Origin of the sequence: Burkholderia sp. AU33545 (assembly GCF_020419685.1) — a bacterium.
Classification (GTDB): Bacteria; Pseudomonadota; Gammaproteobacteria; order Burkholderiales; family Burkholderiaceae; genus Burkholderia; species Burkholderia diffusa.
Window position 1 is genome coordinate 368,891 of record NZ_JAIZRQ010000007.1, and the last position, 23,813, is coordinate 392,703.

Annotated in this window: 17 protein-coding genes; 8 read left to right on the forward strand and 9 right to left on the reverse strand. The window is 67.5% G+C overall.

Translation table 11 applies throughout. From position 1 onward, the window contains the following. Position 1: 1 nt before the first annotated feature. The 3 genes from pqqB to LGM71_RS24510 form a co-directional block, all read right to left on the reverse strand. Positions 2 to 925 carry a pyrroloquinoline quinone biosynthesis protein PqqB gene (gene pqqB, locus LGM71_RS24500; protein WP_059605524.1) on the reverse strand — a complete coding sequence of 308 codons (924 nt, stop codon included), beginning with the start codon at positions 923 to 925 and terminating at the stop codon, positions 2 to 4. 64 nt (positions 926 to 989) lie between these two features. Further along, positions 990 to 1,064, reverse strand: coding sequence for a pyrroloquinoline quinone precursor peptide PqqA (gene pqqA, locus LGM71_RS24505; RefSeq protein ID WP_006410019.1), 75 nt, complete (start codon positions 1,062 to 1,064; stop codon positions 990 to 992). Between the two features lie 292 nt (positions 1,065 to 1,356). After that, the gene (locus LGM71_RS24510) at positions 1,357 to 3,366 is read right to left on the reverse strand and encodes a sigma-54-dependent Fis family transcriptional regulator (RefSeq protein WP_226116870.1); all 2,010 of its coding nucleotides are present in this window, start codon (positions 3,364 to 3,366) and stop codon (positions 1,357 to 1,359) included. A 339-nt stretch (positions 3,367 to 3,705) separates the two neighbouring features. On the opposite strand from LGM71_RS24510, the gene LGM71_RS24515 reads away from it, so the two are divergent. Beyond that, entirely contained in the window at positions 3,706 to 4,701 is a 996-nt protein-coding gene (locus LGM71_RS24515; protein ID WP_226116871.1) for an alpha/beta fold hydrolase, read from the forward strand. Here LGM71_RS24515 and LGM71_RS24520 read toward each other — a convergent pair. Continuing rightward, positions 4,686 to 6,986 (reverse strand): TonB-dependent receptor, encoded by a 2,301-nt coding sequence (locus LGM71_RS24520; RefSeq protein WP_226116872.1) that lies wholly within the window; start codon positions 6,984 to 6,986, stop codon positions 4,686 to 4,688. The two genes, LGM71_RS24515 and LGM71_RS24520, sit on opposite strands and share 16 nt — an antisense overlap. An 89-nt stretch (positions 6,987 to 7,075) precedes the next feature. Continuing rightward, complete coding sequence (locus tag LGM71_RS24525) at positions 7,076 to 7,954, reverse strand: hypothetical protein (protein ID WP_226116873.1); 879 nt, start codon at positions 7,952 to 7,954, stop codon at positions 7,076 to 7,078. Positions 7,955 to 8,296: 342 nt separating this feature from the next. Between LGM71_RS24525 and LGM71_RS24530 the strand changes: the two genes are divergently transcribed. The 7 genes from LGM71_RS24530 to proP all read left to right on the forward strand — a co-directional run bounded on the left by LGM71_RS24530 (position 8,297) and on the right by proP (position 19,122). Beyond that, positions 8,297 to 10,024 (forward strand): methanol/ethanol family PQQ-dependent dehydrogenase, encoded by a 1,728-nt coding sequence (locus LGM71_RS24530; RefSeq protein WP_226116874.1) that lies wholly within the window; start codon positions 8,297 to 8,299, stop codon positions 10,022 to 10,024. Positions 10,025 to 10,106: 82 nt separating this feature from the next. Further along, positions 10,107 to 11,366 (forward strand): c-type cytochrome, encoded by a 1,260-nt coding sequence (locus LGM71_RS24535; protein WP_226116875.1) that lies wholly within the window; start codon positions 10,107 to 10,109, stop codon positions 11,364 to 11,366. A gap of 75 nt (positions 11,367 to 11,441) precedes the next feature. Beyond that, complete coding sequence (locus tag LGM71_RS24540) at positions 11,442 to 11,759, forward strand: high-potential iron-sulfur protein (RefSeq protein ID WP_059510566.1); 318 nt, start codon at positions 11,442 to 11,444, stop codon at positions 11,757 to 11,759. Continuing rightward, positions 11,743 to 13,629, forward strand: coding sequence for a sigma-70 family RNA polymerase sigma factor (locus LGM71_RS24545; protein ID WP_226116876.1), 1,887 nt, complete (start codon positions 11,743 to 11,745; stop codon positions 13,627 to 13,629). The genes LGM71_RS24540 and LGM71_RS24545 overlap by 17 nt, the downstream gene beginning before the upstream one ends. A gap of 244 nt (positions 13,630 to 13,873) precedes the next feature. Continuing rightward, the gene (acs, locus tag LGM71_RS24550) at positions 13,874 to 15,868 is read left to right on the forward strand and encodes an acetate--CoA ligase (protein WP_413226909.1); all 1,995 of its coding nucleotides are present in this window, start codon (positions 13,874 to 13,876) and stop codon (positions 15,866 to 15,868) included. A gap of 227 nt (positions 15,869 to 16,095) precedes the next feature. Continuing rightward, complete coding sequence (locus LGM71_RS24555) at positions 16,096 to 17,163, forward strand: porin (protein WP_124629434.1); 1,068 nt, start codon at positions 16,096 to 16,098, stop codon at positions 17,161 to 17,163. Between the two features lie 489 nt (positions 17,164 to 17,652). Continuing rightward, complete coding sequence (gene proP / locus LGM71_RS24560) at positions 17,653 to 19,122, forward strand: glycine betaine/L-proline transporter ProP (protein WP_226116882.1); 1,470 nt, start codon at positions 17,653 to 17,655, stop codon at positions 19,120 to 19,122. A gap of 81 nt (positions 19,123 to 19,203) precedes the next feature. Here the strand turns inward: proP and LGM71_RS24565 are convergent, their stop codons facing one another. From LGM71_RS24565 to LGM71_RS24580, 4 genes are all read right to left on the reverse strand, one after another. Continuing rightward, on the reverse strand, positions 19,204 to 20,028 hold the full coding sequence (locus LGM71_RS24565) for an alpha/beta fold hydrolase (RefSeq protein ID WP_226116884.1): 825 nt from the start codon (positions 20,026 to 20,028) through the stop codon (positions 19,204 to 19,206). 396 nt (positions 20,029 to 20,424) lie between these two features. Then, positions 20,425 to 21,777 carry a TRAP transporter large permease gene (locus LGM71_RS24570; protein WP_059449222.1) on the reverse strand — a complete coding sequence of 451 codons (1,353 nt, stop codon included), beginning with the start codon at positions 21,775 to 21,777 and terminating at the stop codon, positions 20,425 to 20,427. 4 nt (positions 21,778 to 21,781) lie between these two features. Continuing rightward, a complete protein-coding gene (locus LGM71_RS24575) occupies positions 21,782 to 22,360 on the reverse strand; it encodes a TRAP transporter small permease (protein WP_124629435.1) in 579 nt (192 codons plus the stop codon). Next, positions 22,357 to 23,343, reverse strand: coding sequence for a TRAP transporter substrate-binding protein (locus LGM71_RS24580; protein ID WP_226116886.1), 987 nt, complete (start codon positions 23,341 to 23,343; stop codon positions 22,357 to 22,359). Before LGM71_RS24580 ends, LGM71_RS24575 begins: the two co-directional genes overlap by 4 nt. Positions 23,344 to 23,813 lie beyond the last annotated feature (470 nt).

Sequence of the window (23,813 nt, forward strand, 5' to 3'; positions counted from 1 at the left end):
GTCAGACCTCGAATTGCATGCCGTCGTGGGCGACCTCGATGCCGTGCTCGCGCAATTGCGCGCGCGCGCCGGAGCCGGGGTCGAGAATCGGATTCGTGTTGTTGATGTGGGTGAGGACCTTGCGCGTGTGCGCCGGCAACAGCCGAAGGCGGTCGATCATGCCCGGTCTCGCCGCATCGCCGCACTGCGCGAGATGCCCCATGTCGGCCGCGTGCTTCGACGACAGGCCGAGGTCGATCATCTCCGTGCCGGTCCAGAATGTGCCATCCACCAGCACGAGGTCGGCGTCGCGCATCGCGGCGCGCACGCCGTCGTCGACGTCGGCGAGCCCCGGCGCGTAGAAAGCCTGCCGGCCGCTCGTCGTGTCTTCGATCAGGAGTGCGATGTTGTCGCCCGGCACGCTCGCCTCCCGGCGCGGCGAATAAGGCGGCGGCTTGCTGTCGACCGGCACGGCGGTGAAGCGGATGCCACCGGCGCCCGGTATCGCGAACGGTTCGCCTGGCTCGATCGTGTGGACGTCGACGCCGCAGTAGTGGCCGAGCAGCGGCACGAGCGGCAGCCCGGTCGACAGGTCGTCGAGCACCGGCGCGCTCGCATACAGCGGCAGCGGCGACGTGCGTTCGCGCAGCATCAGCAGGCCCGTCACATGGTCGATCTGCGCGTCGCACAGCACGACGGCAACGATCGCGCTGTCGCGAATCGCGCGAGCCGGCTGCAGGTCGGGGGTGGCGCGCAGCTGTGCGAGGATGTCCGGCGACGCGTTCACCAGCACCCAGTCGACACCGTCGCCGCTGACCGCGATCGACGATTGCGTGCGCGGCACGATGCCGTCAGTGCCGGCCCGCGCACGACGGCAGTTGCCGCAGTTGCAGTTCCATTGCGGCAGTCCGCCGCCGGCGCCCGAGCCGAGTATCTTGATCTTCATCTGCGTGTGCTCCCGGCGCCGCCCGCATCGTGTCCGTCGATGCGGGCGGCACTGCGCGCGTCGATCAGCGGTTGGCGATGTACATCGTGATTTCGAAACCGAAACGCAGGTCGGTATAAGCCGGGGTGGTCCATTGCATGATGTGTCTCCTTGTTGAGTTGGTGAGTCGAAAAAACCGCATCGATCGAGCGGCCGATACCCATTCAGCAAGGAGCGTGCCGGGGCGGCACTTGCGTTGCGCAACGGCGTGCGAAGGCATGCGGCAGCCGCCGGGTGGTCACGGCACCGTCATTCTTACGATTTGCCGACGATAATATTTCAGAAACCGTCGAGCGACGGTTCATGCCACGCGCGGCCGGTTGAGCAAGTGTTGAATCCTTGAACACCGGGTGTTGCAACCTGACACACCGGTGTGACAGTCGCGGCTTGCGTCAGGGTTCGTCCGGCTCCAGCGCATCCGGTCCGGCGGCCGGCATCTTGCGGTAGATCGTGTTACGCGACACGCCGAGCGCACGTGCGGCGGCGGATACGTTGCCGCCGTGACGCGCGAGCGCGGCCGCGATAGCGGAGGCGGCCACGTCCTGCAGCCGTGCATCGCCGGCCGCGGTCGCGAACGCGGGTGCTTCCGATGCGAGCGGCGAAGGCGTACAGGCCTCCTGTGCCGCCGGGCCGTTGTCGTGCCGCACGTCGTCGAAGAAATCGTCCGGCAAGTGTTCGCAGCGAATCTCGCAGTCGTCGTCGACCATCGCGGCCGCCGTGCGCAGCAGGTTCGCGAGCTGCCGGAAGTTACCCGGCCAGGCGCAGCGCTCGAACAGCGCCATCACGTCGGGCGCAACGCTCAAGGGGCGGCGCCCCGGCCCCGACAGCGTTTCCCGCTGCAGCATCTTCTGCACGACCACCGCGAGGTCCGTGCGGTCGCGCAGCGGCGGCAGGCGCACGACGAGCCCGTTGAGCCGGTAGTACAGGTCCTCGCGAAAGCGGTTCTGCGCGATCATGTCGCGCAGGTCGCGGTGCGTCGCGCAGATGATCGCGATGTCTACGCCGATCGCCTTCGTCGACCCGAGCGGATTGACGATGCGCTCCTGCAGCACGCGCAGCAGCCGCACCTGCAGCGGATAGGGCATGTCGCCGATTTCGTCGAGAAACAGCGTGCCGCCGTTGGCCTGCAGCAGCTTGCCGGTCGCGCCCTTGCGGCGCGCGCCGGTAAACGCCCCCTCCTCGTAGCCGAACAGCTCGGATTCGATCAGCGTCTCCGGAATCGACGCGCAGTTGACGGCGACGAACGGCCCGTCGCGGCGCGGCGAGTCGTTGTGGATCGCCTGCGCGAGCAGCTCCTTGCCGGTCCCCGTCTCTCCGGTGATCAGCACCGGAATGTCCTTGCCGATCACCTTGCGGACCTTCGCGATCACCGCCGCCACCTGCGGATCGCCGGTGTCGAGATAGCTGAGCCGCGACAGGCTCGCCGCGCACTGCGCGGCAGGCGGCCGCGCGGCCGGCGCGGCGACGTCGTGCACTTCGGCGGGCCGGCTGCCCTCGGCCCGCAACGCGCGCCGGAACTGCACGCGCGCGCAGACCACCGCGCCGTTGCCGAGGTTCAGCGACACATGCGGCTCGGTGCTCGCGCGCATCCGGTCGATCAGCTGCGCGCTCGTCACGTCGAACAGCGACGCGAGCGTATGCGCGCGCAATGCGGCGAGCGGCATCCCGAGCTGGAACTGCGCGCTGCGATTGGCCGACAGGAAGCGGCCGTCCGCGGTGAACGCGACGATCCCCTCCATCAGCGTTCCAAGGAATTCGGGGCGGCCGTGAAACGACACCTGCAGCGTCTCCTGGAACGTCGTCGTGAACAGGTGGTTCTCGATCATCTGAACCGACATCTTCGCGAGCGCCATCGTGTGCTGGTGATAGCTGCGATGATCGCCCGTCACGTCGAGCACGCCGATCGCGTCGCCGTACGGGTCGAGGATCGGCACGCTCGAGCAGGTCAGGAAATGATTCGCGGCCAGGAAGTGCTGGTCGCCGTGCACGACCATCGGGCATAGCTCCGCGAGCGCGGTGCCGATCGCGTTGGTGCCCTGCCGGCTCTCCGCCCAGTTCGCGCCGGGGCGCAGCGCGACCCGTTCCGCGCGCCGCAAGAAGTCGTCGTCGCCGATCGAATGCAGGATCAGCCCTTCCGCATCGGTCAGCACGATCATGCTCTGCGTATTGACGATCTGCTCGTGCAGCGTCTCCATCACGGGCATCGCATGCACGCACAGCACGCGGTTCTGCTCGCGCTTGAGCGCCAGCGCGGTGCCGGACAGCAGGTCGTAGTCGGGACGTGCCGACGCCTGCAGGCCGAACGTCTCGGACCGCTCATGGGACTTCTGGATCGTCGGCGTCGGCCAGCCGGGCGCATGCGTTGCCCGTGCGTTGGCCGTCGGATGAACGTCATCGCGCATTGTCTCCTCCGGGGATCCTTCCGGTCGGTGCCGGACTTTGTGCTGGATCAAGCAAACTTCGGGCCACGCTGTCGGCAGCGCTTGCGTCGGGCGCCGCGCATCGTCGCCCGGCGCAAAACGAAATGAAAATGAAAGCAACCTCAATCGCATGCGGTGCAGCCGGTGCGACGCGCCGGGGACGTAATATCGCGATTCCACCCGCCGCCGCTACCCGGTCGATCCCGATCGTGGTCGCTGGCGCGATTCTGGCTTTGACGTGGGTCAAGCCCCAACCTGTTCTCGGGTTTCATCGTATCCGCCCGTTACGGCGTTGACCCGTTACCCTCTTTCCGACACGACATGACGCAGCGACCGCTCCGCTCCGCTTCCACGCCCCGACCTGCCCTGTCCCGCGACGCATGCCGGATCGCATGGACCGAAGCCGGCAACCCGCACGGCGATCCGGTCGTCGTGCTGCACGGCGGGCCCGGCAGCGGGAGCCGACCGGCGGTACTCGGCCTGTTCGACCTGACGCGCATGCGCGTCGTGCTCGTCGACCAGCGCGGCGCAGGCGCGTCGACGCCGCGCGGCGGCCTGCGTCACAACAACACGATGCGTCTGATCGGCGATCTCGACGCGCTGCGTGCACGCCTCGGCATCGCACGCTGGTGCGTCGTCGGCGGGTCGTGGGGCGCGGCGCTTGCGCTCGCCTACGCGGGGCGACATCCATCCCGCGTGACGAGCGTCGTGCTGCGCGGGTTGTTTCTGACGTCGTCGCGCGAAGTGCGCGGCCTGTTCGTCGGCTCGCGCGCACGGGCGCCGCGGGCCTGGCAGCGCCTGATGGCCGCCGCCGGCACCGCGCGCGCCGATCGCCTGATCGCATGCTGCGCGCGGCGTCTCCAGCCGGGCGCCGGCGCGGCGCGGCAACGCGCGGTCGCGCTCGCATGGAACGCGTATGAGGATGCGATCCTGACCGGGCGACCGGCGCGCGCCACGCGGCCGACGCGACCCGCCGTCGCCGGGCTGATCGACAAATACCGGATCCAGGCGCACTACCTGCAACGCAACTGCTGGCTCGGTGAGCGCCAGTTGCTGGCGCTGGCGCGGCAGGCCGCTCAAGCCGGCGTGCGGTTGCATGCCGTGCACGGCACGCGCGACCGCGTGTGCCCGGTCGACAACGTCGATCGGCTCTCCCGCGCGGTGCCGGCGGCCGTCGTCGAACGCGTGCCGGCCGGGCATCTCGCGAGCGACGACGCGCTCGCGCGTGGCGTCGCTCGCGCGGTACGCAAGGTGCTCGACGTCACGGCAGCAGACGCACCGCAACACGCCGAGCCGCCCGTTCAGTCACACGCATAGCGGGCGCCGACCCACGCGCCGCGCGGCGCGCCCGGCCCGACGAACTGCTCGTTGACGGGGTTGATCCCGTCGAACGAGTGATTCGGACCAGCGAAGACGTTCCGGCCGATTATCCCGAAGCTCGCGTAGCGCTTGTCGAGCAGGTTGGTGATCAACGCGAACAGCTGCAGGTGCTTCGTCACCTGCCAGGTCGTATCGAGGTCGATCAGGACATAGCCGGGCACCTTGCCGTTCACGTCCTGGTTATTCTCGTCGCCACGCGCGAACACGCCGCTGCGATACGTGATGTTGGTGCCGACGTTCCACTTCGGCGTCGCCGCATAGTCGAGCCGCAGCTTCACGGTGCTCGACGGAATCCCGGGAATGCGGTCGCCGGAGCGAACGACGATGTTGCCTTGCGCATTGGCGCTCGAATTGCTCGCGCTGCTTTCAGTCCACGTCGAGCGGTAGGTGGCGTCGACATAGCTGTAGCTGACGCCGATCCCGACCGGCCCTAGCCGCGTATGGCCCGCAAGCTCGAAGCCTTGCCGGCGCGTCTTGCCGACGTTCTGGAAATAGCCGAGCGTGCTCGCGCCACCGTTGCTGCTGATGAACTGGATGTCGTCGTCGAGCGTCGTGCTGTAGACGGCCGCGCTCCACATCGTCGCCGGGTCGAACCGGCCGCGCGCGCCGAACTCGATCGTCTTCGCGATCACGGGCTTCAGCGCCGGGTCTGCGAGAAAGTCGTTCGGCAACGAGCACGGCGCGGCCGGATCGGCGCATGCGAGCTCGATCGCGGTCGGCGAGCGCATTCCTTCGTTGTACGTCACATATGCGGTGAAGCCGGGCACCGGATTCCACGTGACGCCGACGGCCGGGTTGAACCGCGAAAACGTATGACGCGCGGTGAGCAACGGCTGCAGGCCGCTCGCGTCCTCGATCGCCGCCCGCGACCAGTTGTAGCGCCCGGCCAGCGTCAGCGACCATTGACGCGTCAGCGCCAGCGTGTCGTCGAAGTAGACGCCGTAGTTGGCGTTGCGCGTCTTCGCGCGCGTCTTCCGCGTGAAGTCGCCGATGCCGACCGTCGCACGCGTATCCGTGAACATTGCATCCTGAGACGACTGCTCGAAGCCCGAGTTCGCGAGATCGGCGGATGCGCCCACGATGAACTGGTTGTCCATGCCCGCGAGCTTGCCGAGCAGCGTCAGTTGCAGGTTCGCGCCGTAGCTGTCGGTCGTGATCACCGAGCGATCGTTGGCCGCCTGCACAGTGTCGGCAGCGCCGCCGCCGTCGACGCTGCCGAAGTCGTCGTTCACGTTGCTGCTGGTGTTGGTGTTGCGGTAATGCCGGTAATAGATGTTGCCGCTGAGCTGCACGTGGTCGTTGAACGAATGGTCGCCCGACACGGTGACGTACGCGGCGCTGTTGCGATTCAGGTCGGGATACGTATAGGCCTGTGCGCGATTGTCGAGAAACGAGCGCGGAATCGTCTGCGAGCCTTGCAGCGCATTGTCCGCGCCGCCGGCCGAGATCGACAGCGTCGTATCGGCGTCGGTGTAGCGCAGCTTGCCGAATCCCTGCCGCACTCGGCTCGCATTGTGATCGGCCCAGCCGTTGTCGTTCGCGACGTTGCCCGTCACGTAGTAGTCGAGGTTGCCGCCGATGCGCCCGCCCTGCTCGATCTGCGCGGTCTTGCGTCCCCACGAGCCCACCGACACCTGTGCGGCGCCGCCCGGGTTCGTCCGGCCGTTCTTCGTCGTGATCGCGAGCGCGCCGCCGAGCGTGTTGAGCCCGTAGGTCGGATTCGAACCGGGAATCAACTGCATCGTGTCGATCGCCGCCTGCGGGAGGAGATCCCAGTTCACGACGTCGCCGAACGGCTCGTTCACGCGCACCCCGTCGACGAATACCGACAGACCCTGCGGCGTGCCGACGATCGGGGACGCCGTGAAGCCGCGGTAGTTCACGTCCGTCTGGTACGGGTTGCCCTGCGCCTCGTTGATGTCGACGCTCGACACGTTCTTCTCGAAGTAGTCGGTCAGTACGCTGCCGTGCTGACGCATGATGTCCTCGCCACGAATGGTCTGCACGTTGGCCGGCACGCGCGACAGCGGCGTGCCGATCCCGAGCAGCGGTGTCGTGCCGACGACGACGATCGGCGCGAGCGTCGGCGCATCGACGTTACCGGCCCGTTCGACCTGCGCCCACGCCGGCGTCAGCCAGCCGCCGAGCATGCCGCCGAAGCACAGCGTGACGCCCGCGCGCCGGGCGACGAAGCGGCGCTTCGCCCCATCCGTTTCCTTCATCTCCACGTCTCCTCTTTTCTTGTCTTAGCTTTGTTATATCGTTGTCCATACCGTTATATCGCCGATCGTCCCAGCTGACGTCGATCGCTTCATCGCGCCGTACCCGCATCGCCATCCGCCGTCGCGATCGCGACATGCGAGACACGCGCACGTCCGATCGACGCGATGACGCCGGCCACTGTGCCGAACGACTCGTTTTGGTCCGCGTACAAGCTGACGCTCGTCCCAGGGTTGCGCAGGTAGGCCGCCGCGAAGCGCGGTGCGGTGACCGGTTCGGGTGCGGCCGAGGACTGCGCGACCGGCGTCGCACGCGGCGCGGGCACCGTCGCGGCATCCGCAGCGGCATGTGCGGCGGCAGGCTGAGCCGGTTCCTGCTCCGGCATGGTTCGCCGACGTTCACCGTCCGGCGGCACTGCGGCGGTTGCGGCCGCGAGCTTGCGCGAAGGACCGGCAAGATCGGCCTGACGCGTTGCGGCCACACTCGGCCGAGCCGCTCGATGTACCGCTGTTTCTCGGCTCGAATGCGACGGCATACGCGCGGGGGGAACCTGTGTCGCGACATCCACCCGACGATGCACGCCAGATTCTGCAACCCGCGCGGATTCGCTCGCGTCCACCTCGACGGCGAGTGCGCGAGGCAGCGTCGTCCGTCCATCGGGCACCCATGCGTGCCACAGCGCGGCCATGATGGCCGCATGGGCGGCAAATACCGTCAGCGCGACGGCTCGCAGCGGTTCGCGGGCGCGTGCGGGCTGCAGCATGCCGATCGTCGTCGCCACATACGGGGTGGCAGGCGCGATGCCATGTGCGCGTGCGACCACGCGGCGGCGTTCGCACCTGCGAGCGGCATCGGACGAAATCGGGACATGCATGGCGGTCTCTCGCTGCGCGGAATCATTGCCGTGTCGAACGGCAAGAAGCATGCCGATGCGTGCAACGCCCTGCCGGCAGCCGATCGAAGCCGACACGCATCGATATGCAACCGCGCACCTGTTGCAGTTCGAGCCACCCCTGTTGCGCCTGTGTCAATTTGGATCAACGAGGTGACGCCTTTGGCCGCGCACCGCACTGTCATGTTTCGCAACACTCCACCCGCGGCTGTCCCCGAACGCAACACACGCGGATCATCCGCGCCACGCCGTGCACGTCGCCGCGGTGCGCACAACCGGCCGCTCCGCCTTGCGCGACAGGGCGCGCGCCTCAATGGCATGCGATTTGCGTGACTGGCTGCGCACTGGACCCGGATCCCCACCCTGCCGGCCCGGCCATGTGTTGGCCGCGGTGCGACCACAATGACTCTGGAGACAACCATGAAAAAACTCTCGGCTTCGACGAGCCGACTGGCAACCATCGGAATCGCGGCGGCGGCCGCGATCGCCTTGAATCCCGGCCTGGTGGACGCTGCCGCGGATTATCCGGCCGTCACGTATCAGCGGCTCACGGATGCGCAACGCGATCCGGGCTGGCTCACCTACTACCGCACGTACAACGGCCAGGCGCATTCGCCGCTCAAGCAGATCGACGCGTCGAACGTGAAGCAGCTCACGCAGGCGTGGAGCTACAAGTTTCCGGCCGAGCTGAAGCAGGGTTTCGAAGCCACGCCGATCGTCAACGGCCGCTACCTGTTCGTGACCACGCCGAAGGACAACGTGTACGCGTTCGACGCGGCCACCGGCGCGCAACTGTGGAAATACGAACCGAAACTCGGCGCGGAATCGTTCAAGACGGCCTGCTGCGACGTCGTGAACCGCGGTGTCGCGCTCTACGGCAAGAACGTCTACGTCGCGATGCTGAGCGGCGAGGTGGCCGCGCTCGACGCGCAGACCGGCGCGCTCGTGTGGAAGAAGCAGATGTTCGAGCCGGGGCTCGGCTACGCGTTCTCGCTCGCACCGCTCGCGCTCGACGGCGCGATCGTCGTCGGCAGCTCGGGCGGCGAATACGGTGCACGCGGCTTCATCGCGGCGCTCAGCCCGAACGACGGCACGCTGCTGTGGAAACGCTTCACGATTCCCGGCCAGGGCGAGAAGCACGGTGACACCTGGCCCGACGGCATGCAGGCGCACGGCGGCGCACCGGCCTGGTTGACCGGCACTTACGATGCGACGACGCGCACGCTGTACTGGGGCGTCGGCAACCCGGGGCCGTGGCTCGCGGACTTGCGCCCGGGCGACAACCTGTACTCCGATTCGCTGCTCGCGCTGGATCCGAAGAACGGCGACCTCAAATGGCACTACCAGTACACGAAGCACGACACCTGGGACTATGACGGCGTCAACACACCCGTGCTCGCGACGATCAAGTACAAGGGCAAGGAGCGCGACGCGATCATCCACGCGGACCGCAACGGCTACTTCCATGCGATCGATCGCGACACCGGCAAGCTGATCTATGCGGAGCCGTTCGTGAAGGCGACGTCGGTCACCGGCTACACGGAAGACGGCGCGCCGATCCAGGATCCCGCGAAGTATCCGAAGGTCGGCACGACGATCGACACGTGCCCGAGCTTCCTTGGCGGCAAGAACTGGTGGTCGGTGTCGTACGACCCCGTGCGCCATCTCGCGATCGTGCCGGCGCTGCATGCGTGCATGAGCCTGTCGGGCAAGTCGGTCAACTACATGGAAGGGCTGCCGTATCTCGGCGAAGGCTTCGAGATCAAGCCCGAGCCGGGCAGCGAAGGGTACGGCGAACTCCAGGCGATCGACGTGAACACCGGCAAGAAGGTGTGGAGCCACTGGAGCAAGCTGCCGTGGAACGGCGGCGTCGCGACGACCGCAAGCGGCCTCGCGTTCAGCGGCTCGCTCGACGGTCACCTGTACGCGTTCGACGTCGCCACCGGCAAGGTGCTGTGGGAGAGCCCGAAGCTCGCGAGCGGGATCATCGCGCAGCCGTCCGTCTTCGAAGTCGACGGCAAGGAGTACGTAGCGGTACTCGCCGGCTACGGCGGCGCGAATCCGATCTGGGGCGGCCCGATGGCCAAGGCGGCGGACGACGTGCCGCGCGGCGGCACGCTGTACGTGTTCGCCCTCGACCGCGGCTGATCGGCATCCGGCCAACCGTATTGCGCCCGCGCCGCTGGCGCGGGCGCCCCTCCCTTTCCCGTTTTCAACCGAGCGTACGATCATGAACATCCGACTTTCCCGCCTCGCCGTGGCCTGTGCGCTCGCGGCAGGCACGGCGCTGACACCGGCGCTCTCCACGGCCGCGACGGCGGTGCGCGTCTGCTCGCTGCCGGGCACGCCGACGGCCGCGCTCGACAAGGCCGTCGCCCGCGAGGCGTTCCGCACGGCCGGCATCGCCGCGAACTTCTCCGGGCACGACGCGGGCGGCAACGACGACGACGGCGTATCCGCACATGAGCTCGCCGGCATCCTCGAACACGACTGCGACGTGCTCGCAGGCTTTCCGCGCTCGGCCATCGCCGACGCATCCGATACGAAACTGCTGTTCTCGCAAGGCTACCTGCGCTCGGGCTACGTGAGCGTCACGCGCCGCGATGCCGGCGCGCCGGCCACCGGCCGCGAAATCGTCGCGGCGACCTACGCGAGCCCTGCGCAATTGATCGCGGTTCAGCAGAAGAATGCGCGCTTCGATCTCGAGAACACGTCCGAGCAAACGGTCGACGCGGTCGCGCGCGGCCGCGCGCATCGCGCGATCGTCTGGTATCCGGCAGTCGTCGCGTATCAGGCCGCGCATCCGAAACAGGCGTTCCGCATCGGCGCGACGTCTTCTCCGTATGCGGAATGGCAGCTCACGTTTGCGTTCGCGCCGCGCTCGGCAGAGTTGCAGCAACGTATCGACGCAGCACTCACGCAAATGAAGAACAACGGCCGGCTCGCCGCGCTGACCCGCAAGTGGGCGCTGCCCGGCAGCGCGCTCGAAGCGCACGAGTCGCGCATGCCGTCGCGTTTCCTCGACGGCGCGACGGCGAGCGCAGGCCGCGCGCCCGGCAACCTGCTGCGCGCGCGCAACGTGAGCGCCGGCGGCGGCTTCATCCGCGTCGGCGCGACCACCGGTGACGCCGCGCCGTCCTTTGACGCGGCCCAGGTCGCCCACGGCAAGGAAATCTACGGCAATGCGTGCGCCAAGTGCCACGGCGCCGATCTCGAAGGCAACACCGCGCCCGCGTTGAGCGGCCCGTCGTTCGCGCCGTTGTCGCATTCGCACCTGACGATCGGCGGCGTGTTCGGCTACATGGCGACCAACATGCCGGCGGACCAGCCGGGCAAGCTGAAGGACGACGAATACGCGGACCTGATGGCCTTCCTGCTCGCGTCGAACGGCTATGCCGCCAGCAAGGACAAGCTGACGGCCGATACCGCACATGCGTCGACCGCGCCGCTCGTCGCCGGTCCCGCCGCGCACAAGGACGCGAGCCAGTAATACCGGGCAAGCGGCTTCGCCACGCAATGCAAGCCGCTCCCTTCCCCACGATTTCATCTTCAACAGGAAACGACCGTGACGTACCCGACCTCCCGCAGAACCTTCATCATCAACGCCATCGGCCTGTGCGCGACGCTCGCCGCCGCACGCACGGCATGCGCGGCGCCGCCGCTCGTCGACGAGAACGACCCCGCCGCGAAGACGCTCGGCTATCGCGCGCATGCGTCCAGCGTCGACGCCGCGCAGTTCCCGAAATACCAGGCCGGCCAGCGTTGTGCAAATTGCCGCTTCTACAAGGGCGAAGCGGCAGATACCGCCGGCACGTGCCCGATGTTCGCCGGCAAGCTGGTCGCGGCGGACGGCTGGTGCAACGTGTATGCGAAGCGGGCGTGACGCTTCGCGCGACGGGCTGCCGGCGCGGCATGCACCGGCGCCCGCGGCTGGCATCGACGACGGCGCGCCGGCGCATGCCGTCGCGCATCTGCACGCACTGATCGCGGCCGGCCTGTCGCGCGGCTTCGTCACGCGCGGCGACATCATCGACGCGCTGCCCGACGACGATGCGAGCGAAAGCGGTATCGATGCGGCCGCCGCCGTGCTCGCCGAACTCGGCATCGCGGTGTCCGAGCGCGCCGATACCGCGAGCGGCTGGACGCTCGACCGTTACTTCCGGCCGGCCCCGCCCGCGCGCGCATGGGCCGACGGCGACGGCACGCTCGCCGCGGCCGACCTGCTCGCGCCGCGCACGACCGATCCGGTCCGGCTGTACCTGCGCGAGATGGGCACGACGCCACTCCTCACGCGCGATGAGGAATTCGCATACGCGCAGCGCATCGAGCGCGGCCGCGCGGCGTCGGTCGCGGTGCTGTGCGGCGACCCCGATGCACTCGACGCGCTCGTGTCGATTCGTACCGAGATCGCCGAAGGCCGAGCCGCCGCATCGACCTATGTGATCTTTCTCGCCGACGACCCGCGCGACGCTCGACCGTCCAATAACGCCGATGCAGGCACTTCGCCCGCCTGCGTCGGTGAGCCCGGGCGCGACGACGAGGCGCCATCGGAGGATTCAGCCTGGCGCGACGCGGTACTGACACGGCTCGCCCGCATCGACGCATTCGCGGACGGCATTCGGGCCGCGCTGGCCTCGGGCGGCCCCCCGTCTGCCGCGTATCGCATGCACGTACGCGACGCCGCGGCGCTGCTCGGCACGTTGTGCCTGTCCGCCCGCGCACTCGAACGGATGAGCGAACCGTTGCGCAGCCGCGCACGCCGGCACCGCTCGCTGCGGGGCCGGCTGGCGCGGTTGTTGGCCGACGTGGGCGTTCCGCCGTCGTTCGCGCAGACGGACCACGACGATCACGCCGGCTGGCTCGCGTCGTGCATTGCCGCGCATCCGGCCTGCGGGCCGACGCTGACGCGACGTGCGGCCGAGTTCATCGACGCACGCGTCGCGATCGTGCGCGATGCCCCGGCGTCGGAACTGCCGCCCGGCGCGACCGCGTCGCTCGATGCCCGGCTCGGTGCGATCGAACGCGCGATGCAACCGGCGAAAACGGGCTTGTTCGACGCGAACCTGCGGCTCGTCGTGTCGATCGCGAAGCGCTATCCCGATCGCGGCCTGCCGTTCGCGGACCTGATCCAGGAAGGCAACATCGGCCTGTTGAAGGCCATCGAGCGCTACGACTACCGGCGCGGCTTCCGGTTCTCGACGTACGCGACCTGGTGGATCCGGCAGGCGATCACGCATGCGCTCGCCGACCTCGGCCGCACGATCCGCGTGCCGACGCATACGGTCGACGCGCTGAACAAGCTCACGCGGCTCGCGCGCGAGCATCGGCAACGCGCGGGCACGGCCGCGACGCCGGCCGAACTTGCCGTCCACATGGGCGAGCCGGTCGACAAGGTGCGCGATCTGCTTGCGATCGTGAAGGAACCCGTGTCCGCGGACCTGCCGGTTTCGCCGGAAGGCGACATGACGTTCGCCGACGTCGCGCCGGACCTGTCGTCGCCGTCGCCCGAGGACGCCGCCGGCGCCACCCAGTTGCGCAACACGATCGCTGCCGCGATCGACCGGTTGCCGCCGCGCGAGGCGATGGTGCTCCGGCTGCGCTACGGGCTGCACGCGGACGAAGGCTGCTCGCTACGCGACATCGGCCGCCAGATGAACCTGTCCGCCGAACGCGTGCGGCAGATCGAGGCGTCGGCACTCACGCGCCTTCGCGCGTCCGACGCGCTCGGCGTGCTGCGGTCGTTCATCGCATAGCGTGACGTCAATCCCACGGTGCACACGCCGTGCGTCGTGTTGACGTCTGCAACACCCGCTGCTGCATTTCGACGCAACATGCAGGCCGACGAGATCGCCGATCGTTCTGTCGTTCATTGATTTGCAGTGCAGATCGATCGACGAAAGCCGCTCGCCGACGCGCATGTACGTCGTTCAGGCCGAACACCCGCACGATTGGCATGCAAGTTGCGTTTCGAGAGTCAGACCATACCCAACGATTTGCATGGAGACCATCTTGACCGCCCTCGTATCGATTCTTCAGGAGCGCCGAATCTTCGAACCGCCCGCCGACACGCGCGAGCGCGCGACCATTTCCGGCATGCCGGCCTACCAGGCGCTTGCCGCCGAGGCCGAGCAGGATTACGAGGGCTTCTGGGCGCGTCTCGCGCGCGAGGGCCTCAGCTGGCACAAGCCGTTCACCAGGGTGCTCGACGAGAGCAATGCGCCGTTCTACAAGTGGTTCGACGACGGTGAGCTGAACGCGTCGTACAACTGCCTCGACCGTCACGTCGAGGCCGGCAACGGCGAGCGCGTCGCGGTGATCTTCGAGGCCGACGACGGCACCGTCACGCGCGTCACCTACGCCGATCTGCTGGCACGTGTATCGCGCTTCGCAAATGCGCTGAAGAAACGCGGAATCGGCAAGGGCGATCGCGTCGTCATCTATATTCCGATGTCGATCGAGGGCATTGTCGCGATGCAGGCCTGCGCGCGCATCGGGGCCACGCACTCGGTCGTGTTCGGCGGCTTCTCCGCGAAATCGCTGAACGAGCGGCTCGTCGACGTCGGCGCGGTCGCGCTCATCACCGCCGACGAGCAGGCGCGCGGCGGCAAGACGCTGCCGCTCAAGAGCATCGCCGACGAGGCGCTCGCGATGGGCGGCTGCGAAGCAGTCAAGAGCGTGATCGTCTATCGCCGCACCGGCGGCAAGATCGACTGGCACGCCGGGCGCGACCTGTGGATGCACGAGATCGCCGACAGCGAGCCCGACACGTGCGCACCGGAATGGGTCGGCGCCGAGCATCCGCTGTTCATCCTCTATACGTCGGGCTCGACCGGCAAGCCGAAGGGCGTGCAGCACAGCACCGGCGGCTACCTGCTGTGGGCCGCGCAGACGATGAAGTGGACCTTCGACTGGAAACCGACCGACGTGTTCTGGTGCACGGCCGACATCGGCTGGGTCACGGGCCACACGTACATCACCTACGGCCCGCTCGCGTGCGGCGGCACGCAGGTCGTGTTCGAAGGCGTGCCGACCTGGCCGGACGCCGGCCGCTTCTGGAAGATGATCAACGATCACAAGGTCACGGTGTTCTACACCGCGCCGACCGCGATCCGCTCGCTGATCAAGGCCGCCGAGGCCGACGACAAGGTTCATCCGAAGAGTTACGACCTGTCGAGCCTGCGCATCATCGGCACGGTCGGCGAACCGATCAATCCGGAAGCGTGGATGTGGTACCACAAGCACGTCGGCCAGGAGCGCTGCCCGATCGTCGACACGTGGTGGCAGACCGAAACCGGCGGCCACATGATCACGCCGCTGCCGGGCGCGACGCCGACGGTGCCGGGGTCATGCACGCTGCCGCTGCCGGGCATCATGGCCGCGGTGGTCGATGAAACCGGCCAGGACGTGCCGAACGGGCAAGGCGGCATTCTCGTCGTCAAGCGTCCGTGGCCCTCGATGATCCGCACGATCTGGGGCGACCCGGAGCGCTTCAAGAAGAGCTATTACCCCGAGGAACTCGGCGGCACGCTCTATCTGGCCGGCGACGGCACGGTGCGCGACAAGGACACCGGCTACTTCACGATCATGGGCCGCATCGACGACGTGCTGAACGTGTCGGGCCACCGGCTCGGCACGATGGAGATCGAGTCGGCGCTGGTTTCGCACGAGCTGGTTGCGGAAGCGGCGGTGGTCGGCCGCCCGGACGACACGACGGGCGAGGCGGTGGTCGCGTTCGTGGTGCTGAAGCGTTCGCGTCCGGAAGGCGAGGAAGCGGCGGCGCTCGCGAAGACGCTGCGCGACTGGGTCGGCAAGCAGATCGGGCCGATCGCGAAGCCGAAGGACATCCGCTTCGGCGACAACCTGCCGAAGACGCGCTCGGGCAAGATCATGCGGCGCCTGCTGCGCTCGCTCGCGAAGGGCGAGGCGATCACGCAGGACACGTCCACGCTCGAGAACCCCGCGATCCTCGAGCAGCTCGGCCAGTCGCTCTGAATGACGGGGCCGGCATCCGCCGGCCTTACCCAATCTCTTCGACGCACGCGCGTTCGGGCGGCCATCCCCGCCATGAACGCGTCGCATGCGGCCGACACCCGGCCACGCACGTGCGTTCCGCCGCGCCCCATCGTGCGTATGCGGCCCGCGCGCCGGACACCGCTTCGCGGCGGTCCGTCGCATTCCCCGTTCGATGCATCGACGTACAACAACACTGGAGACACCCAATGAAAAACAGAATCGTGATCGGTTGCGCCGCGCTGGCAGGCGCGATGGTCAGCAGCAGCGCCTTCGCACAGAGCAGCGTAACGCTGTATGGCAACCTCGACGCCGCGGTGCTGTACACGAGCAAGACGCTCGACGCCGCCACCGGCGCGAACGCCGGCCATCAGTTCGCGATGACCGACACCGGCATGACGCCGACGACGTTCGGGATGATCGGCACCGAGGATCTCGGCGGCGGACTCAAGGCGAAATTCCAGCTCGAAAGCGGCTTTGCCGTCACCAACGGCGCGTTCGCCCATTCGAACGGCAACTTCTTCGGCCGCCAGGCGTGGGTCGGGCTCGACGGCGGCTTCGGCACGGTCAAGGCCGGCGTGCAGTACTCGCCGTTCCTGCTCGCGATCTTCGATTCGGATCCGCGCAGCTTCTCGCACTTCGGCAGCGGGCTGATCAACTACGTCGACAACGTGCTGGTGACGGGCCTGTTCAACCCGAACGCCGTGTCGTACACCAGCCCGACGATCGCCGGCCTCACCGGCAGCGCGATGTTCGCATTCGGCGGCAAGGCCGGCGACTTCCAGGCCGGCCGCCAGTATTCGGCGAGCCTCAAGTACGAACATGAGGGCTTCATGATCGACGCCGCGTTCTACGACGGCAACGACGGCACCAACCCGACGCCGACGCCGAGCACCGTCGCGTTCGTCGGGCGCACGATCGGCGCCGCATACCGCTTCGGCCCCGTCACCGCGAAGGCGTCGTTCACAAGCTACAAGGTCGGCGGATCGTTCAGCAACAACGTGTATGGCGGCGGCCTCGATTACCAGGCGACGCCGGCCGTCGACCTGAACGGCGGTGTCTGGTTCACCAGCGATCGCAACGACACGGCCAATCACTCGCTGCTCGCGGCCGTCGGCACGACCTACAGCCTGTCGAAGGCAACCGCGCTGTACGCGCAGGTCGCGATGGTCAACAACCACGGTGCGATGAACACCGGGCTTGGGATCAACAACGCGCTTTATGCGGTCACCGGCACGACCGTCGGCGCGAACGTCGGAATCCGCCACATGTTCTGATGCGCAGGTGGCGGTTTCCGTGCCGAATCGCCACCGCCATGCATTCGCAGTCCGAATCATCTCGCGCCGATTTCGGTACGCCACGACGCGTTCGGATTCGGCGCGATCTCCATCGCGCACGAATCCGTGCCCGACGTATCGCCCATCTCACGCCCGCGCGATCCGCCACGTGCGGCATCCACGCACACCGCAAGATCAGCGTCCGGTATAGACCGCCATCGGCGCGGCCCGGACCGCCGCGCGCCGAACCTGCTGATACGCGGAGTTGCCCGGCTGCGCCATCCGTGTCGTTTTCGACCGGTTTCCGGGCGCATGACCGATAGTCCGCGTTTCCCGTTTCTCTACACTGCTTCACACCAGCACACACCTGCCGGATGTCGCATGATGCGCGCCGCATCACCGACATCACGGCGATCCCGAGACAACCGCCTTCGTCCCCGACGGTTCCGCATCCGCTCGGCCAGCCGAAGGCTCCTCCAGGAGCGTTCTTTGAGTTCATCGCAAGCGCACCCCGCGAAAGCCCGGTCTTCGCGCAAGTCCCTCAAGCTGGACGACATCACGATCGTCGACCCCGCCGTCCTGAAGCGAGCGGTCGGCGCCATGGCGTTCGGCAATGCGATGGAATGGTTCGACTTCGGCGTCTACAGCTATATCGCCGTCACGCTCGGCAAGGTGTTCTTCCCGTCCAGCAGCCCGTCCGCGCAGTTGCTCGCGACCTTCGGCACGTTCGCGGCCGCGTTCCTCGTGCGTCCGCTCGGCGGCATGGTGTTCGGCCCGCTCGGCGACCGCATCGGCCGTCAGCGCGTGCTCGCCGCCACCATGATCATGATGGCCGTCGGCACCTTCGCGATCGGCCTGATCCCCAGCTACGCGTCGATCGGCATCATGGCGCCGATACTGCTGCTCGTCGCCCGCCTCGTGCAGGGCTTCTCGACCGGCGGCGAATACGGCGGCGCCGCCACCTTCATCGCCGAGTTCTCGACCGACAAGCGCCGCGGCTTCATGGGCAGCTTCCTCGAGTTCGGCACGCTGATCGGCTACACGCTCGGCGCGGCCACCGTCGCGATACTGACGGCGACGCTCTCGCAGGAAGCCCTGCTGTCGTGGGGCTGGCGTGTGCCGTTTTTCATCGCCGGTCCGTTGGGCCTCGTCGGCCTGTACATCCGGATCAAGCTCGAGGAGACGCCCGCGTTCAAGAAGGAAGCCGAAGCACGCGAAGCGGACGAACGATCGCGCCCGAAACAGTCGTTCGGCACGCTGCTCGTCGAACAGTGGAAGCCGCTGCTCCAGTGCGTCGGCCTCGTGCTGATCTTCAACGTGACCGACTACATGGCGCTGTCGTATCTGCCCAACTACCTGTCGGCGACGCTGCACTTCAACGAAACGCACGGCCTGTTCATGGTGCTGCTCGTGATGGTGCTGATGATGCCGATGACGCTTTACGCCGGGCATCTGTCGGACCGGCTCGGCCGCAAGCCGGTGATGATGTTCGGCTGCGTCGGCCTGCTCGCGCTGTCGGTGCCCGCGCTGCTGCTGATCCGCTCCGGCGGGATGCTGTCGGTGTTCGGCGGAATGATGATCTACGGTACGCTGCTGTCGACCTTCACCGGGGTGATGCCGTCCGCGCTGCCCGCGCTGTTCCCGACGCGGATCCGCTACGGCGCGCTCGCGATCGGCTTCAACGTGTCGGTGTCGCTGTTCGGCGGCACGACGCCGCTCGTCACCGCATGGCTCGTCGATCGCACCGGCGACCTGATGATGCCGGCCTACTACCTGATGGGCGCGTCGTTCATCGGCATCGTGTCGGTGCTCGCGCTGCGCGAAACCGCACGGCGGCCGCTGCCCGGCTCCGCGCCGTGTGTCGCGAGCCGCGCGGAAGCGCAGGACCTGATTCGCCGCGGCGTTGACGAGGGGCGCGTGCACGACCGCAAGTTCGCGCCGGTCGGCGAACGCGCGTAATCCAGTCATGCAGTGATGCAAGCCGTTGCGTCGTCATTCGACGCCGCGCGGCCCCCCTCGCGGGCGCCGCGCATCTGACTGTCAGCCCGCCGCGAGCTGATGTTCGTCGAACCAGTCGAGCAGCGTCCGCGTGACGAACGCGGGATTCTCCAGGTTCGAGATGTGGCCGGCGTCCGGCACCAGCGCATGGCGGCAACCGATCACGCCCGCCATCTTCACCGTCTCCGACGGCGGCCGCGCCATGTCGCCCGCGCCGCACATCAGCAGCGTGCGCTCGGCATCCAGTTCAGCGAGCGCGACGAGCGTATCCGGCCGCCCGAAGATCAGTCGACCGAGCGGGACGATCGACTGCCGCAGCCGGTCGGCCGGAAGGTTCGCGAGCGCGGCGCGAAACGCGGTCGGCACCGGGTCGGCAAGGTTCACGTCCGGCCGGAAGAACAGCGGCACGATCGCATCCAGCAACGGCGGCGCAATACAACCGGCGGCGGCGATCGCGTCGAGCATCCCGAAGTAGCGCAGCCGCGTCGCGTCGGGTTCGGACTCCAGCGACGCATCCATCAGCACGAGCGAGCGCACGCGCTGCGGTTCGCGCAACGCGAGCCGCGCGCCCCACATCCCGCCGACGCTCAGCCCCACGACCGCGCACTGCTCGATCTCCAGCGCATCGAGCAATGCGCTCGCGTGCGCGGCGAGGTCGTCGAGCGTCTCGGTGCCGTCGGGCAGCGGGCCCGACGCACCATGCCCCCACAGGTCCGGCACGATCACGCGATAGCGGCTCGCCAGCGCGTCGATCTGCGGCGCCCACATCGCCGAATCCCACAGGTAGCTGTGTCCGAGCAGCACCGGAAATCCGGTGCCGTGATCCTGGTAATGCAGGGTGCTGCCATGAACGATGTGTGCGGGCATGTGGTCTCCGGATGTCAATGCGATCGGCGGCGGCCCGGAAACGGGCGCCGCGATCCGCGGCGTTCTGCGACGAACGCGAAGCGGCGAATCATCGCACAGCTTGCCCGCGCTGCGTGTGACTGCCGTCGCGCGTCCCGCGACGCATGGCGTCGTGCACTTCCGCCGTGCGACCGGGACGACGCCGGACACCGGAATGTCGAGGCTGTCGCCGTTCGAGACATACCCTTAAGTCGCTGCGTGCGTGAGCGGTGCGGCCAGCGCGAACGCGGCGGCCGCGATGGCCCGCCATGCTGTCTTCATGTTGATGTGAATGTGCCATGCGTGAAGCGACCGTTAACGTGTTCGCGGCACCGGACAACCTCGGTCGTCCGGTGCCGCGACGGGCGAAACGCACGATCAGAACACTGCGTGCCCGCTGATGAGGCTCGGCAGCCAGGTGGAGAAGAACGGCATGTACGTGACGATGTTGATCGCACTGAAGATCGCGAGGTAATACGGCCACGCCATCTTCGTCGTCTCGCCGATCGACACGTTGCCGATCGCGCAGCCGACGAACTGCACCGAGCCGATCGGCGGGTGAACGAGACCGAGCGAGCAGTTCAGCAGCAGCATGATCCCGAACTGCACCGGCCCGACGCCGCACGCCATCGCGATCGGCAGGAACAGTGGCGTCGTGATCAGGATGTGCGCGGCCATGTCGACGAACGTGCCGAGGAACACCTGAATGATGTTGATGTACAGCAGCATCAGCCAGGGCGCTGCGGTCGACTGCTTCAGCAGCCCTTCGATCGCATCCGGAATCTCCAGGTACGACATCTGGAAGCGCAGCATGTTGGACACGGCGATCAGCAGCAGCACGACGCCCGTCGTGCGCGCCGCATGCGACAGCGCGCGGCGCAGTTTCTCGACAGTCAGCGTGCGGTACACGATCGCGGTCAGCACGAGCGAATACACGACGGCGATCGCGGCCGCTTCGGTTGCGGTGGCGATTCCCTTCGCGACGCACACGAGGATGATCGCGATCACCATCAGGCCCGGCACCGCGCCTACGAAGCTGCGCAGCACCGCATACCAGCCCGGGAACGCCGGCAGCGCGGACGAACCGTCTTCACGGCGCGGATAGCCGTGACGCACGGCTTGCCAGTACGCGGCGGCGAGCACGAAGCCCATCACCCACAGCACCGGCAGGAGGCCGGAAAACAGCAGGTCGCCGATCGACACGCCGCTCACCTGCTGGCCGTGCAGCATTCCCGTGATCCCCTGTGCGGCGAACGCGTAGATGATCATGTTGGTCGACGTCGGCATCAGCGCGCCGGCGAGCGAGGCGTGGGTCGTCACGTTGACCGCGTAGGCCGCGCTGTAGCCTTCGCGCTTCATCAGCGGAATCACCACGCCGCCCATCGCGGACGTATCGGCGGTCGGCGAGCCCGACACGCCGCCGAACAGCGTGCACGCGACGACGTTGGCCATCCCGAGACCGCCCCGGAAGTGGCCGACGGTTGCCTGCGCGAAACGCAGGATCCGGTCCGCGATGCCGCCGTGCAGCATCAGCTCGCCGGAGAAGATGAAAAACGGCACCGCGAGGAACGAGAACGCGTTCATTCCCGAGATCATCGACTGCATCGCGGTCGCGATCGGGAGCCCTTCGACCATATAGGTCAGCACGCAGGCAATCCCGAGCGCGAACGAAACGGGCACGCCGAGCACGAGGAAAATCAGAAAACTGACGGACAGGATCGCGAGTTCCATGGCGTTATTGGCCCGACGAAGAACGACGAAGCGCGAGCAGGTGCTCGAGCGAGAAGAGGATGATGGCGATCGCCGCGGGAATCGTGATCAGGTAGCGCACGCCCTCGGGGAGCCCGATGATCGGAATGCGGTCGCCCATCGTCTCGGCAGCCATGCTGCCGCAGCCGACCATGATCGCGATCGCGAACGCGATCAGGCTCAGGTGCTGGATCGCGATCACCACGGTGCGCGCGCCCGGCGACAGGCGCCTCACGAGCGAGTCGAGGCCGATGTGGCCGCCGTCGCGCACCTTCATCGCCGCACCGAACATCGCGATCACGATCACCAGAAGCAACGCGATCGGCTCGACGAAATCGGGCGCGTTCTCGAACACGTAACGCATCACGACCGCGTAGAACACCAGCACCGTGAGCGCCGCGAGACACAGCGACGCGACCACGGCCAGCGCGCGGAACAGCAGGTCGTTCACGCAACGCAGGAGCGGCGCCGCCGCGCGCGGCCGGCACGGTGCCGCACCGTCCGCGACGGCCGCATCCGGCGAGCCCGCGGCCGCCGCGCCATTCAGCGAAGTGCGACGGGTCACTTGGTTGCCTCGATCTCGTCGACGATCTGCTTCATCTGCGGCGTCTTCTCGTACTTGGTCCACAGCGGCTGCATCGCCTTCACGAATGCCGCGCGATCGATCTGCGCGGCGGGCAGGATCTTCGCGCCGCCCTTCGTCACCGTCTGCTGCGCCGATGCCTCGCGCGCGGTCCACAGCTTCTGGTAGTACGGCACCGAATCGGCCGCGGCCTTCCTGATCGCGGCCTGCTCCTGCGGCGACAGCGTGTCCCAGATCTTCTTCGAGAACACCAGCACTTCCGGCGTCATCGCGTGCTGCGTCTCAGAGTAGTCGGGCGCCACCTCGAAGTGCTTGGTTTCCTCGTACGACGGCAGGTTGTTTTCCGCCGCGTCGACGAGGCCCGTCTTCAGGCCCGTGTAGACCTCGGCGAACGGCATCGGCGTCGGCGTGCCGCCCATCGCCCTGATCTCGTCGACCATCAGGTCGGACGGTTGCACGCGCACCTTCAGCCCCTTCATGTCGGCGGGCGTGCGCACCGGGCGCTTCGCGTAGATCGAGCGCGCGCCGCTCTCGTAGAACGTCAGCGCGATCATCCCCTTCGCCGCGAACGCGTCGAGGATCTTCTGGCCGGCCGGGCCGTACATCGCCTTGCGGAAATGGTCGACGTCGCGGAACAGGAACGGGAACGACGGGATCAGCGACTCCGGCACGATCTCGTTGAACGACGCGCCGTTCACGCGCGCCATGTCGATCGCGCCGATCCGCACCTGGTCGACCGTGTCCTTCTCGGAGCCAAGCGCACTGTTGCCGAACACCTTGATCGAGTCCTTGCCGCCCGTCAGCTTCGACAGCTCGTCGCCCATGTACTTGACCGCCATGTTGGTCGGGAAGCTGTCGCCGTGCACGTCCGCCGAGCGGAACACGCGGGCCTGCGCGGACACCGCGAAGCCGGCCATCAGCGCGACGGCCAGTGCGGTACGGGAGCGGGTGAATCGGTGCTTCATCGTCAGTCTCCTTGCTGGTTGCTCGTTGTTTGGCGGCGATCCGGTCGGCCTCCGCATGCATCGATGCACGGCCTTCGCGGATTCGCAGTCATACGTTGTATGACGTGTCGGAGCGAATGTACGTCGGTTAATCGTTTAACTCACTTGGTGCATACCCTATAACGGGCTCTGTAGCGGGCTTGCGGCGGGAGATGGGAAAAAATCGTCTCAACTCGGTGGACTACCTGCAAAACGTTTTCCGGAAACAGGTCTGCATTTGAATCGGCACGATGTTGAATCGCTTTCGCGAGACCGGACGCCGGCTTTCGCTTCTATTTCATGCGTTATAGGATGACTGACTACTTCGCGCCCGCAGCCGCACGACGCCAAGCCAGGACGATCAATCGGCCGTGAACCTCACGCTGCACAACGTGAACCTGCCGGTTTGAGCGTCGACCGCGAACCGTCGTCGTGAACGGCGAGGCAACGCG